The sequence below is a fragment of the Streptomyces sp. NPDC004327 genome, assembly GCF_042873935.1.
Taxonomy (GTDB): Bacteria; Actinomycetota; Actinomycetes; order Streptomycetales; family Streptomycetaceae; genus Streptomyces.
In genome coordinates this window covers 297,215-313,064 of sequence record NZ_JBIAME010000003.1, presented here as the reverse complement: position 1 = coordinate 313,064, position 15,850 = coordinate 297,215, and the positions used below count along the sequence as shown (strand labels likewise).

Annotated in this window: 15 protein-coding genes; 5 read left to right on the top strand and 10 right to left on the bottom strand. The window is 72.8% G+C overall.

The window, feature by feature from the left end; translation table 11 throughout:
• Positions 1 to 56: 56 nt before the first annotated feature.
• Together ACFYU9_RS11930 and ACFYU9_RS11925 are read right to left on the bottom strand one after the other, a co-directional pair.
• Positions 57 to 1,106, bottom strand: a complete 1,050-nt coding sequence (locus tag ACFYU9_RS11930; protein WP_389204957.1) for a Zn-dependent alcohol dehydrogenase — start codon at positions 1,104 to 1,106, stop codon at positions 57 to 59.
• On the bottom strand, positions 1,103 to 2,035 hold the full coding sequence (locus ACFYU9_RS11925; protein WP_389344410.1) for an SDR family oxidoreductase: 933 nt from the start codon (positions 2,033 to 2,035) through the stop codon (positions 1,103 to 1,105). Before ACFYU9_RS11925 ends, ACFYU9_RS11930 begins: the two co-directional genes overlap by 4 nt.
• Positions 2,036 to 2,136: 101 nt before the next feature.
• Here ACFYU9_RS11925 and ACFYU9_RS11920 point away from each other — a divergent pair, with 101 nt between their 5' ends.
• Positions 2,137 to 3,063, top strand: coding sequence for a cyclase family protein (locus tag ACFYU9_RS11920; protein WP_389204959.1), 927 nt, complete (start codon positions 2,137 to 2,139; stop codon positions 3,061 to 3,063).
• Between the two features lie 191 nt (positions 3,064 to 3,254).
• On the opposite strand, the gene ACFYU9_RS11915 is transcribed toward ACFYU9_RS11920, so the two are convergent.
• The 4 genes from ACFYU9_RS11915 to ACFYU9_RS11900 all read right to left on the bottom strand — a co-directional run bounded on the left by ACFYU9_RS11915 (position 3,255) and on the right by ACFYU9_RS11900 (position 7,291).
• Positions 3,255 to 3,704, bottom strand: coding sequence for an ATP-binding protein (locus ACFYU9_RS11915; protein WP_389204960.1), 450 nt, complete (start codon positions 3,702 to 3,704; stop codon positions 3,255 to 3,257).
• A gap of 376 nt (positions 3,705 to 4,080) precedes the next feature.
• Complete coding sequence (locus ACFYU9_RS11910) at positions 4,081 to 4,959, bottom strand: acyl-CoA dehydrogenase family protein (protein ID WP_389204961.1); 879 nt, start codon at positions 4,957 to 4,959, stop codon at positions 4,081 to 4,083.
• 8 nt (positions 4,960 to 4,967) lie between these two features.
• Positions 4,968 to 6,101 carry an acyl-CoA dehydrogenase gene (locus ACFYU9_RS11905; protein WP_389344408.1) on the bottom strand — a complete coding sequence of 378 codons (1,134 nt, stop codon included), beginning with the start codon at positions 6,099 to 6,101 and terminating at the stop codon, positions 4,968 to 4,970.
• The gene (locus ACFYU9_RS11900) at positions 6,101 to 7,291 is read right to left on the bottom strand and encodes an amidohydrolase family protein (RefSeq protein WP_389204963.1); all 1,191 of its coding nucleotides are present in this window, start codon (positions 7,289 to 7,291) and stop codon (positions 6,101 to 6,103) included. Before ACFYU9_RS11900 ends, ACFYU9_RS11905 begins: the two co-directional genes overlap by 1 nt.
• Before the next feature lie 145 nt (positions 7,292 to 7,436).
• Here ACFYU9_RS11900 and ACFYU9_RS11895 point away from each other — a divergent pair, with 145 nt between their 5' ends.
• The gene (locus ACFYU9_RS11895; protein WP_389204964.1) at positions 7,437 to 8,951 is read left to right on the top strand and encodes a class I adenylate-forming enzyme family protein; all 1,515 of its coding nucleotides are present in this window, start codon (positions 7,437 to 7,439) and stop codon (positions 8,949 to 8,951) included.
• Between the two features lie 18 nt (positions 8,952 to 8,969).
• Here ACFYU9_RS11895 and ACFYU9_RS11890 read toward each other — a convergent pair whose 3' ends face one another.
• Entirely contained in the window at positions 8,970 to 9,344 is a 375-nt protein-coding gene (locus tag ACFYU9_RS11890) for an STAS domain-containing protein (RefSeq protein WP_389204965.1), read from the bottom strand.
• 285 nt (positions 9,345 to 9,629) lie between these two features.
• Here ACFYU9_RS11890 and ACFYU9_RS11885 point away from each other — a divergent pair, with 285 nt between their 5' ends.
• Both ACFYU9_RS11885 and ACFYU9_RS11880 read left to right on the top strand, forming a co-directional pair.
• Positions 9,630 to 10,223, top strand: coding sequence for a sigma-70 family RNA polymerase sigma factor (locus tag ACFYU9_RS11885; protein WP_389204966.1), 594 nt, complete (start codon positions 9,630 to 9,632; stop codon positions 10,221 to 10,223).
• Complete coding sequence (locus tag ACFYU9_RS11880) at positions 10,220 to 11,530, top strand: maleylpyruvate isomerase N-terminal domain-containing protein (protein ID WP_389344407.1); 1,311 nt, start codon at positions 10,220 to 10,222, stop codon at positions 11,528 to 11,530. Before ACFYU9_RS11885 ends, ACFYU9_RS11880 begins: the two co-directional genes overlap by 4 nt.
• 86 nt (positions 11,531 to 11,616) lie before the next feature.
• On the opposite strand, the gene purU is transcribed toward ACFYU9_RS11880, so the two are convergent.
• Positions 11,617 to 12,468 carry a formyltetrahydrofolate deformylase gene (gene purU, locus ACFYU9_RS11875; protein ID WP_389204968.1) on the bottom strand — a complete coding sequence of 284 codons (852 nt, stop codon included), beginning with the start codon at positions 12,466 to 12,468 and terminating at the stop codon, positions 11,617 to 11,619.
• Between the two features lie 69 nt (positions 12,469 to 12,537).
• On the bottom strand, positions 12,538 to 12,984 hold the full coding sequence (locus ACFYU9_RS11870) for a hypothetical protein (protein WP_389205292.1): 447 nt from the start codon (positions 12,982 to 12,984) through the stop codon (positions 12,538 to 12,540).
• A gap of 193 nt (positions 12,985 to 13,177) precedes the next feature.
• Between ACFYU9_RS11870 and ACFYU9_RS11865 the strand changes: the two genes are divergently transcribed.
• Complete coding sequence (locus ACFYU9_RS11865; protein WP_389204970.1) at positions 13,178 to 14,434, top strand: ABC transporter substrate-binding protein; 1,257 nt, start codon at positions 13,178 to 13,180, stop codon at positions 14,432 to 14,434.
• 22 nt (positions 14,435 to 14,456) lie between these two features.
• Here ACFYU9_RS11865 and ACFYU9_RS11860 read toward each other — a convergent pair whose 3' ends face one another.
• Positions 14,457 to 15,767, bottom strand: a complete 1,311-nt coding sequence (locus tag ACFYU9_RS11860) for a hypothetical protein (protein ID WP_389344405.1) — start codon at positions 15,765 to 15,767, stop codon at positions 14,457 to 14,459.
• Between the last annotated feature and the right edge of the window lie 83 nt (positions 15,768 to 15,850).

Below are 15,850 nucleotides of genomic sequence, written 5' to 3'. Positions count from 1 at the left end.
ACGCCCCCGAAGCCCACCGTGTTTCCCCGCCCGCGCGGGCCCCGTGGCGGCGCCGCTCAGAACGTCAGCACGCCCCGCGCCACCTTCCCCTGTTCGGCGTCCTCGACCGCGCGGGCGAACTCCTCCACCGGGTAGGTGGCGGTGACGAGTTCGTCGAGCAGCAGCCGGCCCGAGCGGTACAGCTCCGCGTAGAGCGCGATGTCCTTCTGCGGGCGCGAGGAGCCGTAGCGGCAGCCCAGGACCGACTTGTCGAGGAACATCGCGGCGGGCGGGAAGCTCGCCTCGGCGGTGGGGGCCGTCATGCCGAGCAGGATCGCCTGGCCGTGGCGGTCGAGGAGGTCGATCGCGGTGCGGACCAGGCCCGTGTGGCCGACGCACTCGAAGACGTGGTCGGCGCCGGTGGGCAGGATCTCCCGTACGGAGTCGGTCGAGGTGAGGAAGTGGGTGGCGCCGAAGCGGAGGGCGGTGGCCTCCTTCGCCGGGTTGGTGTCGACGGCGACGATCGTCGTCGCGCCCGCGATCCGGGCGCCCTGGAGGACGTTGAGGCCGATGCCGCCGGTGCCGATGACGACGACGGTCTCGCCGTGCGCCACCTTCGCCCGGTTGAGGACGGCGCCGACGCCGGTGAGGACGCCGCAGCCCATGAGCGCGGCCGAGGTGAGCGGGATGTCCCGCGGGATCCGCACCGCCTGCACGGCCTTGACGACGGTCCGCTCGGCGAAGGAGGAGTTCGAAGCGAACTGGAAGAGGGGTGTGCCGGCGCGGGAGAACGGCCGGCCGGGCATGCCGATCGCCTTGCGGCACATGGTGGGCCGGCCGCGGTCGCAGTCGGCGCAGGCGCCGCAGTTGGCGAGGGTGGACAGGGCGACGTGGTCGCCGGGGGCGACATGGGTGACGCCGGGGCCGACGGCCTCCACCACCCCCGCGCCCTCGTGGCCGAGGACGACGGGCGCGGGGAAGGGGATCGTGCCGTCGACGACGGACAGGTCGCTGTGGCAGAGCCCGGCGGCGCGGATGCCGACGAGCACCTCGCCGGGTCCGGGCTCGCGGATCTCCAGGTCGTCGACGACCCGGACCTCCTTGCCGTCGAAGACGACACCTCTCATGATCCGTTCTCCTTGCGGGAGTTGGGGCGCTCTCCGGCGGCGGCCGCGCGCGCCATCTCCTCCAGCTGCACGAGCAGCGGCATCGGGTCGATGCCCACCGTGCCCGGCAGGAAGTCCGCGATCCGCTCCGGCGTCCACGCGCCGCCCTCCGCGTAGCCGGCGCGCAGCTCGCGCGGCTGCGCCCAGACGGCGATCTTGGGGCCGGCGATCGTGTAGACCTGGCCGGTGATCCGCTCGGCCCTGGCCCGGTCGGAGAGCAGGTAGACGACGAGCGCGGCGACGTCCTCCGGCTCGCCGATCTCCTTGAGCGTCATCGGCACGTTGGCCGACATGCGGGTGCGGGCGACGGGCGCGACCGCGTTCGCCGTGACCCCGTACTTGTGGAGTCCGAGCGCCGCGCTGCGGACGAGCGAGATGATGCCGCCCTTGGCGGCCGAGTAGTTGGCCTGGGCGACGGAGCCCTGGTGGTTGCCGCTGGTGAAGCCGATGAGCGTGCCGGAGCCCTGCCGGCGCATGACGGCCGAGGCGGCGCGGAAGACGGTGAAGGTGCCCTTGAGGTGGGTGGCGACGACGGGGTCCCACTCCTCCTCGGACATGTTGAAGAGCATCCGCTCGCGCAGGATGCCGGCCACGCACACGACGCCGTCGATCCGCCCGTACTCGGCGAGTGCCACGTCGACGATCCGCTGTCCGCCCGCCATCGTCGAGATGTCGTCGGCGACGGCGACGGCCGCGCCGCCCGCCGCCTCGATCTCCTTGACGACGGACTCGGCGATCTCGCTGGTGGGCTCACCGCCCTCGATGGACACCCCGTAGTCGTTGACGACGACCTTCGCGCCCTCCGCCGCGCAAGCGAGCGCGACCGCGCGGCCGATGCCGCGTCCCGCGCCCGTGACGGCGACGACCTTTCCTGCCAAGAAGTTCCCCACGACCGGCCCCTTCCCGGGTTTCTGACGGTCCGTTAGATTCCTTCGTCGGCAGGATTCTACGGCCCGTCAGATACCGGAAAACAAGACCCCGGAGGCGCCCGATGCCCCTTCCACCCGAATTCCACGAGATCGCCAAGCGCGTCAACAACTGGGGGCGCTGGGGCCGGGACGACGAGATCGGCACGCTCAACCTGATCACCGACGAGGTCGTGCGCGAGGCCGCCGCCACCGTCCGCACCGGGCAGCGGATCCCGCTCGCCGTCGACCTCGAACAGGACGGCGTACAGACCGGCATGATCCCGGGCCGGGTCAACCCGCTGCACGTGATGGTGCAGATCAACCAGGAGCTGTTCGGCCCCGGCACGGTCGCCACCAGCGACGACGCCGTGACCCTCGGCCTCCAGGCCGGCACCCACTGGGACGCCCTCACCCATGTCTCGCACTCGGGCCGGATCTACAACGGCCGCCCGGCCGCCACCGTCACCGCGCACGGCCGCTCCGAGTTCAGCGGCATCCACACCGCGCGGCACGTCGTCAGCCGGGGCGTCCTGCTCGACGTCGCCGCGGCCAAGGGCCTGGACCGGCTGCCCGGCGAGCACGCGGTGACGCCGGAAGACCTGGACGAGGCCGCCGAGTTCGGCGGGGTCACGGTCCGGGCCGGGGACGTCGTACTCGTGCGGACCGGACAGATGCAGGTGTACCTGGCCGGCGACAAGCACGGCTACGCCTTCCCGTCACCCGGCCTGTCCGTCCGCACGCCCGAGTGGTTCCACGCGCGCGACGTGGCCGCGGTCGCCAACGACACGCTCACCTTCGAGATCTTCCCGCCGGAGATCGAGGACCTGTGGCTGCCCGTGCACGCGCTCGACCTGGTCGAGATGGGCATGCTCCAGGGACAGAACTGGAACCTGGAGACCTTGTCCACAACCTGTGCACGGGAACGGCGCTACGCGTTCCTGCTCTCCGCCATGCCCGAGCCCTTCGTGGGCGGCACGGGCACACCGGTGGCACCTGTCGCCGTGTTCTAGACCGCCGCAACGGCGTTCCGGACCGCGGCGCGGAGCGGAACCGCGGGTGGCGGCGCACTCGCGCGCGCCCCGAGCACGGCACGACAACGGCCGCCACCCGTCACGACCCGCGCTCGTCGAGGGGCCACGCCCCTCGACTCCCCTCGCGCGACGAATCGCTCACCCAAGAGTGATCAATTCGGCACGAACCGTCAACACCACGCCCGGGTGGGTGACACCGCCGCGACGGCGTCCGGCGACGCGGCCGACCCGGCCGGAGCCCGGTCCACCTCGCACCAGATGCTCTTGCCCGCGCCCTCGCGCTGCCAGCCCCAGCGGTCCGCCAGCCCGTCCACCAGCTCCAGGCCGCGCCCGTTGGTGTCCTCGCCGGCCGCGTGCCGGGGGCGCGGCGGCCGGTCGCTGCGGTCGGCGACCTCGACGCGCACCCCGCCCCCGCCGAACAGCATCCGCAGCACGGCCGGACAGCCCGTGTGCACCACCGCGTTGGTCACGAGCTCGGAGATGAGCAGCACCAGCGTCTCCGCGAGCGGCTCGTCATCGCCTATCCCCGACCCGGCCAACCGCGAACGCGCCCAACGCCGGGCGCGGCCCACCTCTGCCGGGTCGGCCCCGACCTCCAACTGAACCTGAAGCACCTGCACCGTTCACACCATCCGAACCGGCGTCCTCGACGACCTAACGGAACGTGATTCCCTTGTGGGACAGCATGGTTGACGTACAGTCACCGCAACAAGCGCTTCGGGCATATTCCAGCGCGAAGGAGTACGCATGGTCCATACTGTGCGACGCACGCCGCAGGGAGTCGAACAGGGGCGCGTGAAACGCCGCCAGGGGGCGCGAGCGGCGGGCATTCCGGGACCCGGAGCCGCCGCAGGGGCGGCACCGGCGCACACCGGGCCCACAAGCTCTCGCATCCCACGGAGCGTACCGGAGGCCGGGGTCGACTCCGGCCCGTGACGGCCGGGTCGAAGGACACAACCCGATATCGACACTGTGTGACCCCCCGGACCGGCCGCGTCACGGCGCCGGTTCGAGGGCCGCCGCCACCAGCTCCTCCGCCACCGCCCCGCCGAGCCCCCGCCCGGCCCGCACCCAGGCCCGCTTCAGATGCAGATGGACATCGGCCTCCCAGGTGAAACCCATGCCGCCGTGCACCTGCAGACAGTCCCGGGCACAGCCGGCCGCCGCCTCGTCGGCGAGCAGCCGGGCGCCCGCGATCTCCACCGGGTCGGCCGTGACGGCGGCGGCGTAGACGGCCGCGCGGGCTACTTCCGTTCGTACGAGCATCTGCGCGCACAACTGCTTGACGGCCTGGAACGCGCCGATCGGCTGCCCGAACTGCTCGCGCACCCGGGCGTGCGCGACGGCCAGCTCGGTGGTGCGGGCGGCGCTGCCGAGCTGCTCGGCGGCGGTGAGGAGCGAGGCCTCCTGCGCGAGCGGGCCCGGGGCGCCGCCGGGCAGCCGGTGCAGGGGCGTCAGCGGATCGACCGACCGGATCGGCACGGCTCCCTGCGCGGCACCGAGCACCTCGTCCGCCGCGTCCAGCCACTCCACGAGCTCGCCGTCGGCCCGCGCCACCACCACCTCACCCTCGGCCGCGCCCGGCACCCGTCCGGCCGCCAGGTGCGTGGCCACGAGCGGGCCCGGCAGCAACGCCCGGCCGGCCTCCTCGAAGACGAGGACCGCCTCCGGCAGCCCGAGCCCGGCGCCGCCGTCCGCCTCCGGCAGCCGCAGCGCGAAGAACCCGGCCGCGCCCAGCTCCCGCCACAGCGCCCGGTCGAGCACCCCGCCGGCGTCCACGGCCGCCCGCAGGGCCTCGTGCCCGAAGCGGGCCGCGAGCAGCTCCCGTACGCCGCGCCGCAGCGCCCGCTGGTCCTCGTCGAGTCGGAAGTCCATGCGGCGGTTCACCGGCCCTTCGGCAGGCCGAGGATGCGCTCGGCGACGATGTTCTGCTGGATCTGCGAGGTGCCCGCGGCGATCGTGTACGAGAGCGAGGACAGCCGGTCGAGGTTCCACTCGCGGCCCAGGTCGAGCGCGTCGGGCCCGAGGACGGCGGCGGCCGTGTCGTACAGCTCCTGGCGGGCGTGCGAGTAGCGCAGCTTGAAGACGGAGCCGCCGGCTCCGGGGACGCCGCCGCTGGCCTGGGCCTCGCTGACGTTCCACTGGGTGAGCCGCCACAGCGCCTGGAACTCGGCGCCGAGCCGGCCCAGGCGGCGGCGCAGCACGGGGTCGTCCCAGCGGCCGTTCTTCCGCGCAGCGCGGGCGAGTTCGCCGAGGACGCGGCGGCAGGCGACGACCTCGCCGACGAAGGCGGTGCCGCGTTCGAAGGAGAGCGTCACCATGGTGACGCGCCAGCCGTCGTTCTCCTCGCCGACGCGATGGGAGACCGGCACCCGCACCTCGTCGAGGAACATCTCGGCGAACTCCGCCGACCCGGCGAGCGTGCGCAGCGGCCGGACGGTGATCCCGGGCGCGGACATCGGCATCGCGAGCCAGCTGATGCCGCGGTGCCTGGGCGCGTCGGGGTCGGTGCGGACGAGGAGTTCGCACCAGTCGGCGACCTCGGCGTGCGAGGTCCAGATCTTCTGGCCGGTGACGACGTAGTCGTCGCCGTCCCGCACGGCCCTGGTCCGCAGGGACGCCAGGTCGGAGCCGGCGTCGGGCTCGCTGAAGCCCTGGCACCACACCTCGTCGCCGCGCAGCACCGGCTCCAGCCAGCGCGCCCGCTGCTCCTCGGTGCCCTCGGCGGCGATCGTCGGTCCGGCGTGCAGCAGCCCGACGAAGTTGGCGCCGACGTACGGCGCCCCGGCCCGTTCGGTCTCCTCCAGGAAGATCAGCCGCTGCGTCGGCGAGGCGTCCCAGTGCACGTGCCCGTACCCCGCGTCGTACAGCCGCCGCTGCCAGCCGCAGTCGTACGCCCGCCGGGCCGGCCAGTCGAGCGGGTCGGGCCTCGGCGGGAGCGCGGCGAGCGCACGGGCCAGCCACTGTCTGAGCCCGGCCCGGAACTCCTCCTCCTCCTGCGTGTACGCGAGGTCCATCAGACGATGCCCAGGCCGAGCATGCGGATGGCGTTGCCGCGCATCAGCTTGTAGACCGTCTCGTCGTCGAGGCCCTTCACGTGGTCGAGGGCGACCTCCTTGGTGTGCGGGAAGGTCGAGTCGACGTGCGGGTAGTCGGTCTCGAACGTGGCGTTGTCGCGGCCGACGACGTCGAGCGAGGCGATGCCGTGCTTGTCGCGGAAGAAGCAGCAGAAGATCTGCCGGTAGTAGTACGTGGAGGGCGGCTCGGGGATCAGGTCGCGCACCCCGCCCCAGGCGCGGTGCTCCTCCCACACGTCGTCGGCGCGTTCGAGGGCGTAGGGGATCCAGCCCATCTGGCCCTCGCTGTAGGCGAGCTTCAGCCGCGGGAACTTCACGAGCACCCCGGAGAAGAGGAAGTCCATCATCGACGCCATCGCGTTGTTGAAGCTGAGGGACGCCTGGACGGCGGGCGGGGCGTCGGGGGACGCGGCCGGCATCTGGCTGCTGGATCCGATGTGCATGTTGACGACCGTGCCGGTCTCCTGACAGACCGCGAAGAACGGGTCCCAGTAGCCGGAGTGGATCGACGGGAGCCCGAGGTGCGTCGGGATCTCGGAGAAGGTGACCGCCCTGACGCCGCGGGCCGCGTTGCGCCGGATCTCGGCGACGGCCAGGCCGATGTCCCACAGCGGGATGATGCACAGCGGGATGAGCCGGCCGCCGCTGCCGCCGCACCACTCCTCGACCATCCAGTCGTTGTAGGCGCGCACGCAGGCGAGCGCGACCTCCTTGTCCTTGGCCTCGGCGAAGGTCTGGCCGCAGAAGCGCGGGAAGGTCGGGAAGCAGAGCGACGCCTCGACGTGGTTGAGGTCCATGTCCTCCAGCCGCGCGGCCGGGTCCCAGCAGCCGCGGCGCATCTCCTCGCGGGTGATGCCCTCCAGGGTCATGTCGTCGCGGTCGAAGCCGACGGCGGCGATGTTCCGCTTGTACGGGAACCTCAGGTCCTCGTAGATCCACCAGTCGGTGGGCGGCCCGTCGGGATCCATCGTGATCTGGTACTTGCCGCCGACGTAGGCGAGCTCGCCGATCCCGGCGGTCAGCGGCTGCGGCCCGCGGTCGCGGTACCTGGCGGGGAGCCAGGTGGCGAAGAGGTGGGCGGGCTCGATCACGTGGTCGTCGACGCTGATGATGCGGGGCAGTTCCGTCATGACCCCTCCGATTCCTGATGGCGTTTCTGATGACCCGTCAGATTCAGCTCGCTCATCAGGCTAGTCCCGCGCCCCTGGACCGACAAGGACCGTCCCTCTACGCTCTCCGCACGATCTGACGCTCCGTCAGCCAGAAGGGGTAGGCATGACCGAGACCGCACACGACCTGGGCGCGTCCCGCACGCTCTGGGAGCTCGTCGAGCGCCGCGCCGCGCTCACGCCCGGCCTTCCCGTGCTCCTCCAGGGCGACCGCGCCCTCACCTTCGGCGAGCTGCGCGACCGGGCCGAGCGGGTGGCCGCCGGACTGCACGGGATGGGCGTGCGGCCGGGCACGGTCGTCGCGTGGCAGCTGCCGACGCGGATCGAGACCGCGGTGCTCTCCTTCGCGCTCGCCCGCCTCGGCGCCGTGCAGACGCCGGTCATCCCCTTCTACCGGGACAAGGAGGTCGGCTTCGCGCTGCGCGAGTCCGGCGCCGAGTTCTTCGCCGTGCCCGGTGTGTGGCGCGGATTCGACCACACGGCGATGGCCCGGCGGCTCGACCCGCGGGGCAAGCTCACGGTCTTCGAGGCGTACGACCCCGACGGCATGCCCGACGGCGACCCGGCCGTCCTGCCGCCGCCGCCCGCCGACGGGACCGCCGTCCGCTGGATCTACTGGACCTCGGGCACCACCTCGGACCCCAAGGGCGTCCTGCACACGGACCGCTCGCTGCTCGCGGGCGGCTCCTGCCTCGCCCACGCGCTGCACCTGTCCCGCGACGACGTCGGCTCGATGGCCTTCCCGTACGCGCACATCGCCGGGCCCGACTACACGGTGATGCTGCTGCTCTACGGCTTCCCCGCGGTCATGTTCGAGCACTTCGCGCTGCCGGAGGCGCTCGACGAGTACCGCAGGCACGGCGTCACGGTGGCCGGCGGGTCCACCGCCTTCTACACGATGTTCCTCGCCGAGCAGCGCAAGCGGCCGGACGAGCCGGTCATCCCCACGCTCCGCCTCCTCGCGGGCGGCGGCGCGCCCAAGCCGCCGGAGGTCTACCACGCGGTCGTACGGGAGCTGGGCTGCCAGCTCACCCACGGCTACGGCATGACCGAGGTCCCCATGATCACCATGGGCGACCCGGGCGACACCGCCGAGAACCTGGCGACGACCGAGGGCCGGCCGCCCGCCGGCATGGAGATACGCATCACCGCGGACGGCGAGGTACGGCTGCGCGGCGAGGCGGTCTGCCGCGGCTACCTCGACCCGGCGCAGACCGCGGCCGCCTTCGACGAGGACGGCTTCCTCATCACGGGAGACGTCGGGCACCTCACCCCGGGCGGACACCTGGTCCTCACCGGCCGGATCAAGGACATCATCATCCGGAAGGGGGAGAACATCTCCGCCAAGGAGATCGAGGACCTGCTGCACGAGCACCCGGGCGTCGGCGACGCCGCCGTCATCGGGCTGCCCGACCCCGAACGCGGCGAGCGCGTCTGCGCCGTGGTCGAACAGCCACCGGGCGCCGAGCCGCTGACCCTGGCCGGGGTCACGGCCTTCCTGCGGGAGGCGGGCCTGTCGGTCTTCAAACTGCCGGAGCAGCTGGAGCTGGTGGACGCGCTGCCGCGCAACGAGACGCTGCGCAAGGTGCTCAAGTACAAGCTGCGCGAGCGGTACTCCTGACCGGCCGGGCCGGCCGCGTCACGCCGACAGCGGCTCCGCCGCCTCGTCGAGGGCCGCCGGCACGTCCGGGTACACCTCGAAGAGGCGGCGCACACCGAGCGCCGCGAGCACCCGGTTGACGTGCGCCCCGTCCTCGGCGCCGCGGGCGGGCAGGATCAGCCGGAGCCGGCCGCCGCAGGAGCGCATCAGCCGGCGGGCGGCGACCAGGACGCCGACACCGCTGGAGTCGCAGAAGCGCACGGCGGACAGGTCGAGCACCACGTCGTGGCGGCCGCCGGCGACGGCGGCGTGGAGGCGTTTGCGGATCAGCGGGGTGGTCACGAGGTCCAGCTCCCCGCTGATGCGCAGCACGGTCCATGGGTCCTGCTCGTTCTCGTCGACCTGGATCGTCACGAGCGGTGCCTTTCAAGGAAGGGGCAGGGGCAGAAGGGCGAAGGGCGGGGGGGACAAGGGCGAAGGGCCGGGCAAGGGGCGGGCGGCAAACGGAGCCCGGTGTTCCTGTCCCCTCCCGCTGCCCGTTCGCGCCGCTCCCAAACCCTCCGATCCAGGGTTGTCGCTTTCCTTACCATCCCGCGGCGCGTCAAGGGCGCACTTGCGGCAAACAGGGGTGCACGGGGGGCCGGGCACATTACTTTGAGGAAAGAACTCAGGTCGGGCGGGCTGTCGGGAGGGCCTCGGATGGCGGCGAAGGACACACCTCCGCGCTGGGACCGCAGAATGCAGCAGCGGCTCGCGCGTGGTGAGGCCGCCGCGCTCGGCGAGCTGTACGACAAGTTCGCCTCGCTCGTGCACAGCCTGGCCCACCGCGTGCTCGACGACGACGACGCGGCCGACCAGATCACCCGCGAGGTCTTCGGCTACATCTGGGAGAACCCCGACGCCTACGACCCCAAGCAGGGCAACATGCGCGCCTGGGTCGCCCGGCTCACCCAGGCGCAGGCCGTGCACCGGCTGCGACAGGCGGAGGCGCTCGCCTTCGCCGAGCGCGGCGAGGGCTCGGCCGAGGAGCTGGAGCAGAAGGTGCGGCGCGCCTCGGTCGCGGCCCGCGCCGACTACATCGTGACGTCCATGCCGACGCCGCTGCGCCAGGCCCTGGAGCTGGCCTACTTCCAGCGCCGGGACTACCGGCAGACCGCCGCGGACCTCGGCGTGACCGAGGACGAGGCGCGGCGCCGGCTGCGGCTCGGCCTCCAGCTGCTGTCGACGGCCAACACCCGGCCGCTCGAAGGCTCGTCGCCGCCCGGCCCCGGTGGCTACGGACGGTCGCTGTGAGCGGCGCGAACGACGATCCCGAGGGGACCGCGCGCGCTCCCTGGATACCGGGCCCGCGCCGCTCGGCCGACGACCACGCGGACCTTTCGGCGCCCGTGCCGCCGTCCGGCGACGAGTCCGGCGCGCCCGGCGAGCCCGCCGGCGGTCTCGCGGCCCCGGAGCCGGATTCGGAGCCGGAGCCGGAGTCCGCGCCCGATCCCGTACTGGAACTCCCCCACCGGGTGCTCAAGTCGCTGCTCGGGGCCTGGGCTCTGTCCGCCTGCTCCGCCGCGGAGACCCACGCGGTCGAGGAGCACCTCACCGAGTGCGCGCCCTGCGCGGAGGAGGCGCTGCGGCTGCGGGACGCGGTCGGGCTGCTGCACGCCGAGCGCGATCTGGACCTGGATCCGCTGCTGCGCTCCCGGGTCCTGGAGAACTGTCTCGGCCGCCGCCCGGCCCGGATCCCGGTGCCGGCGTGGGCGACTCCGTACGACGCGGAGACCGCCCGGCTCGACGCGCTGCTCCGCGACATCGGCGAGGCGGAGTGGCACGCGCCGGTGCGGCTCAAGTGGTTCGAGGGCGAGCGGCGGGTGCACCGCAAGACGACCGTGGCCGGGGTCATCGGTCATCTGCTCGCGATGGACGGCCTGGTGGCCGCGTCGCTCGGGCTCGACGACCCGGTGGGCAAGGGCGTCGGCGAGCTGTCGCCGACCGAGCGCACCGAGGCGTACTGGAGCGCCTCGCGGCGGCCGCCGACCCGGACGGTCCGCGAGCCGTGGCGGGAGCAGGGCCACACCCTGATCCGCACGGTGTCGTTCGCGGGCCGTGGCGTGGCCGATCTGACGGTGACCTACGGGGACTTCGCGATGCCGCTGCGGGACGCGCTCCTGGAGCGCGCCTTCGAGTGCTGGGTGCACGCCGGGGACATCGCGGACGCGGTGGACTATCCGTACGAGCCGCCCAGCGGCGCGCATCTGCACGGCATGATCGACCTCGCCGCCCGCCAGCTCCCGGCGGCGCTCGCCGGCCGCCGCCGCGCGGGCCTCGCGGCCCCGCCCCGCGAACTCGTCGCGGCCGGCTCCCCGGGCCGCTCGCTGCATCTGGAGATCGAGGGCGCGGGCGGCGGCCACTGGTTCATCGCCCTGGACTCCCCCGCCGCCCTCGGCTCCCGCGACCACGCGGTGGCCCAGGTCGCCATGGACGGCGTCGAGTTCTGCCAGCTGGTCGCGGGCCACATCCCTCCGGAGGACGCGGCCGCGGGTCAGGACGGCGACCGCGAGGCGATCAGGGACGTGCTGTTCGCGGCGGCGTCACTGAGCCGGATGTAGCCGGACGCAGCCGGGTGCGGCGGCAGGGATTCGCGTACGGGCGGGTGCGGGGGCGGGGCCTCGTCGCGGGGCCCCGCCGCCGTGCGCTACGCGAAGACGACCGTCCGGCGCCCGTTCAGCAGGATCCGCCGCTCCGCGTGCCACTTCACCGCCCGCGCCAGCGCCTGGCACTCCACGTCCCGCCCGATCGCGACGAGCTGGTCCGGCGTGACCTCGTGGCCCACGCGCTCGACCTCCTGCTCGATGATCGGGCCCTCGTCGAGGTCGGCCGTCACGTAGTGGGCGGTGGCGCCGATGAGCTTCACGCCGCGGGCGTGGGCCTGGTGGTAGGGCTTGGCGCCCTTGAAGCTCGGCAGGAAGGAGTGGTGGATGTTGATGATCCGGCCGGAGAGCCGCTTGCAGAGGTCGTCGGAGAGGACCTGCATGTAGCGGGCGAGGACGACCAGCTCGACGTCCTCCTCGCGGACCAGCTCCAGGAGCTCCGCCTCGGCCTCCGCCTTGGTGTCCTTGGTGACCGGGATGTGCCGGAACGGGATCCCGTACGAGCCCACCAGCTCGGCGAAGTCGGTGTGGTTGGACACCACGGCGACGATCTCGACCGGCAGCGCGCCGATCCGTGAGCGGAACAGCAGGTCGTTCAGGCAGTGGCCGAACTTCGACACCATGAGCACGACGCGCATCCGCTCGTCGGCCCGGTTGATCTGCCAGTCCATCTCGAAGGCGTCGCCGACCGCGGCGAAGCTCGCCCGCAGCTTCTCCACCGTGACCGGGGCCTCGGCCGAGAAGTGGACCCGCATGAAGAACAGACCGGTGTCGCGGTCTCCGAACTGCTGGCTGTCCTCGATGTTGCAACCCGTGATGAAGAGGTAGCTCGACACGGCGTGCACGATGCCCTGCTTGTCGGGGCACGAGAGGGTGAGGACGTACTGGTCGGTCATTCGCCTAGCCTGCCACAGCGGGCCTTGGCCAAGACCGCACCGTCCGTCAGACGGACCCCGGCACCCGGGTCAGGCCGACCGCGTCATGATCCGCAGCACCTCCAGCGAGCGCGGCGGCGCGTCCGGGTCCTCCCCGTCGGCCGTCGCCATGCGCATGTGCGCCTCGCGGGCGGCCCGGACCGCCTCCGGCCAGCCGTGGTGCTCCAGATACGCGGAGACCGGCGCGTCCGCGCCGACCTGGTGCATGATCCGCAGCACGCGCAGGACGGCGACGTCGACGAGCGCGGCCTCGCCGGAGTCGCGGAAGATCGTCCCCACGTACTTCTCGGCGGACCAGTTGTCCAGCCAGGTGTCCTCCACCAGCCGGTACACGGCGTCGGTGATGTCCCCGTAGCCCTCCTGGCCGGCCAGCCAGGTGGACTCGTGGAACCCCGGATCCGAAAGCATGTGCAGCGCGGAACGCACATTGGCGCGCCAGCGCCACCACGGCATGTCGTTGAGCGGCATGCCGCCCATGGTGGAGGAGCGACGGCCGCGACGGGAAGAGTTCACTGAAGGGGACGTGGAGCTGGACACCGTTCGATCGTACGTTCCCCCTCTGACAGCGGGCTTCCCGGCCTCGCCCGACCCCCGCAATTCACCTTGACGTCACCCACCGTTGCATCCGGCTCACTCCAGCGTTACCCATGAGGCGGAATTGTGCATGCCCATGACCGGTAGGCGACTCACTTCCCTTCCCGCGTACGTCACGACAGCGGCGGCCGCAGCGTCGCTGCTCACCGGCTGCGGCGTACTCCCTGGGGCCACGGGGGGCTCCAGGGAGCCCGTCACCGTCATGACCTGGGCTCCCGACCAGACCCGCGCCACCAACATGCCCGGCATGCCCGCGATGGCCCAGGCCTACGCCCGCTGGGTCAACGCCAACGGCGGCATCAACGGCCACGAGCTCCGCGTGCTCACCTGCAACGAGGAGAACACCTCCGCCGGCGCCGCCGGCTGCGCCCGCCGCGCCGTCCACGAGGGCGCGGTCGCCGTCGTCGGCTCGTACAGCCAGAACGGCAACGCCTTCATGGCCCCGCTGGAGGCCGCCGGCATCCCGTACATCGGCGGCTACGGCATCTCCGAGGACGAGTTCACCAGCCCGCTCTCCTATCCCGTCAACGGCGGCGTGGCCTCGCTCGTCGCCGGCCACGGCATGCAGCTCGCCGCGAGCTGCCGCAAGGTCTCGCTCGTCCGCCCCGACACCATCGCCGGCGACAAGCTGCCCGACCTGCTCAACTCCGGGCTCCGCAAGGCCGACCACCGCAGCGCCATCGACATCCCGGCCGTCGAGGACGCCGGCGAGTACACGGCGCAGGCCACCCGCGCCCGGGCCCGGGCGGGCGGCGAGGAGGGCTGCGTCACCGCCGTGCTCGGCGAGCGCACCCAGACGTTCTTCGACTCCTTCCGCCGGCTGCCGAAGCAGGGCGAGGGCCGCTCGGTACGGATCTCCTCCGTCCTCGGCAGCGTCGACCAGCCGCTCATCGACCGCACCGGCGGCCCGCACAGCCCCTTCGAGGGCGCCTACGTCACCGGCTGGTACCCGCAGGCCGACGACAAGGCGTGGGACCCGATGCGCAAGGTGATCAAGGAGCACGCCTTCGTCGACAACCGGGTCGACCCGACCGACGCCGGCGTGCAGACCACCTGGATCGCCTACACCGTCCTCAAGCAGCTGATCGAGTCGCTCGACAGCGACAAGATCACCCCGCTGCAGCTCTCGCACGCCCTCGACGAGGGCGCGAAGATCGACACCGGCGGCCTGACGCCGCCGCTGCGCTGGCGCTACCAGGACCTGCTCGGCGCCGCCAGCTTCCCCCGGATCGTCAACCGTGACGTGACCTTCCAGGTCGTACGGGACGGCCGCCTCGTGGCGGAGAAGCCCGGCTTCGTGGACGTCGGCGAGACGGTCCTGGCCGCGCCGTGACGGCCAGGCCCCGCCGACCCCGCTACAGCTGGGTGTAGTTGCGCTTCGTCAGTCCGTACTTCTCGGCGGTCGGGTTCCACAGCCCGGCCGCCGTCTTCTTCGCGACCGTCGCCTCGCCGCTCTTGCTGTCGGCCGCGTTGGCCTCGCCGGTGCGCCGGGCGTGGTCGTCCTTGCAGACCTTCTTGTTGCTCTTCGCCTGGTCCGCCCAGGCCGCGTAGTGGTCGTCGGCCGAGGCCGACGCCTCCCACGCCTTGACGAGGGCCGCGGACAGCGCCTGGCTGTTCGGCAGCTGGTCCATGGAGAGCGACCGGAGCCGGGTGACGAGGTCGCGGCGCTGCTGGGCCGCGCCGCGCAGGTTGGTGGCGGCCTCGTCGAGGCCCTCGCACTGCCGGATGTCGCCGACGGAGCGGATCACCGTGTCGCGGCTGTTGTTGCTGTCCGCGAGCAGCTTGTCCAGGGCCTGCGCCTGCGCCTGCGCCGGATCGGCGGCCTGCTCGGACGGCGCGGCCGCGGAGTCGGACGGCGCGGCCGAGCCGGCGGCCACGTTCTGCCCGCCCTTGGCCGTGTCCTTCTTGTCGTCGTCCCCGCCGCTGAGCAACGCGCCGGCCGCGAGGCCGACCACGGCGCAGCCCACGACGACGCCCGCGATCAGCGCGACGGGCGACCGGCGGCGCGGCGGCTCGGGCTCGTCGTCGTAGTACGCGTCCTGGTAGCCGTCCTGATGGCCGTACTGCTGCGGCGGCGGGGGCGGCTGCTGCTGGAACTGATGGGGCTGGAACTGCGGCGGCGCCGCCTGGGGAGGCGCCTGGTGCGGGTAGCCGTAGCCGGGCTGCGGGGCCTGCTGCGGGGTCTCGCTGCGGAACAGGTTGTCGAAGTCGGCGAGCGGCGGCCGCTCCTGCGGCACCTGCGGCTGCGGCGGCACGGGAGCCTGCGGCGGCACCGGGGCCTGCTGCGGTACTGGCGCCATGAACTGCGTCGCCTGCATGTCGGAAGCCCCGGCGACCGGGCCGCCCGCGACCGGCGGGATGTACTGCGTGGCCTGCGAGTCCGCGGCCGGCGGCTGGGCCACCGGCGCGATGAACTGCGTCGCCTGCGAGTCCGGGCCCGGGTACCCGTACCCGGGCTGCGGCTGCTGCGGGTGCTGCGCGTGCTGCTGCGGGACGGCCTGCGGGTAGCCGTACGCCGGCGGCTGCGGCGCGACCGGCGGCTGCGCCGGCACCGGCGGCAGGTACTGCGTGGCCTGGGCGTCCGAGGAGCCACCAGGGGTCACCTCAGGGGGGAGGGGCTGAGCGGCCGGATACTGCTGCTCCGGCCCCTGTCCGCTGTGCGTCACCGGGACTCCTGTGTACTGGACTGCTGGGCGTCGTTCTTGCTGGGCGTCGTTCTTGCTCTGGCTACGGAATCGTCGGCTCACGC

Excerpts from the sequence above, each read along its gene's own strand:
- ACFYU9_RS11865 (WP_389204970.1), top strand. The coding sequence starts at position 13,178 with ATGACCGGTAGGCGACTCACTTCCCTTCCCGCGTACGTCACGACAGCG.
- ACFYU9_RS11910 (WP_389204961.1), bottom strand. The coding sequence starts at position 4,959 with ATGGACTTCCGACTCGACGAGGACCAGCGGGCGCTGCGGCGCGGCGTA.
- ACFYU9_RS11920 (WP_389204959.1), top strand. The coding sequence starts at position 2,137 with ATGCCCCTTCCACCCGAATTCCACGAGATCGCCAAGCGCGTCAACAAC.
- ACFYU9_RS11905 (WP_389344408.1), bottom strand. The coding sequence starts at position 6,101 with ATGGACCTCGCGTACACGCAGGAGGAGGAGGAGTTCCGGGCCGGGCTC.
- ACFYU9_RS11900 (WP_389204963.1), bottom strand. The coding sequence starts at position 7,291 with ATGACGGAACTGCCCCGCATCATCAGCGTCGACGACCACGTGATCGAG.
- purU (WP_389204968.1), bottom strand. The coding sequence starts at position 12,468 with ATGACCGACCAGTACGTCCTCACCCTCTCGTGCCCCGACAAGCAGGGC.
- ACFYU9_RS11885 (WP_389204966.1), top strand. The coding sequence starts at position 9,630 with ATGGCGGCGAAGGACACACCTCCGCGCTGGGACCGCAGAATGCAGCAG.
- ACFYU9_RS11930 (WP_389204957.1), bottom strand. The coding sequence starts at position 1,106 with ATGAGAGGTGTCGTCTTCGACGGCAAGGAGGTCCGGGTCGTCGACGAC.
- ACFYU9_RS11895 (WP_389204964.1), top strand. The coding sequence starts at position 7,437 with ATGACCGAGACCGCACACGACCTGGGCGCGTCCCGCACGCTCTGGGAG.
- ACFYU9_RS11870 (WP_389205292.1), bottom strand. The coding sequence starts at position 12,984 with ATGGGCGGCATGCCGCTCAACGACATGCCGTGGTGGCGCTGGCGCGCC.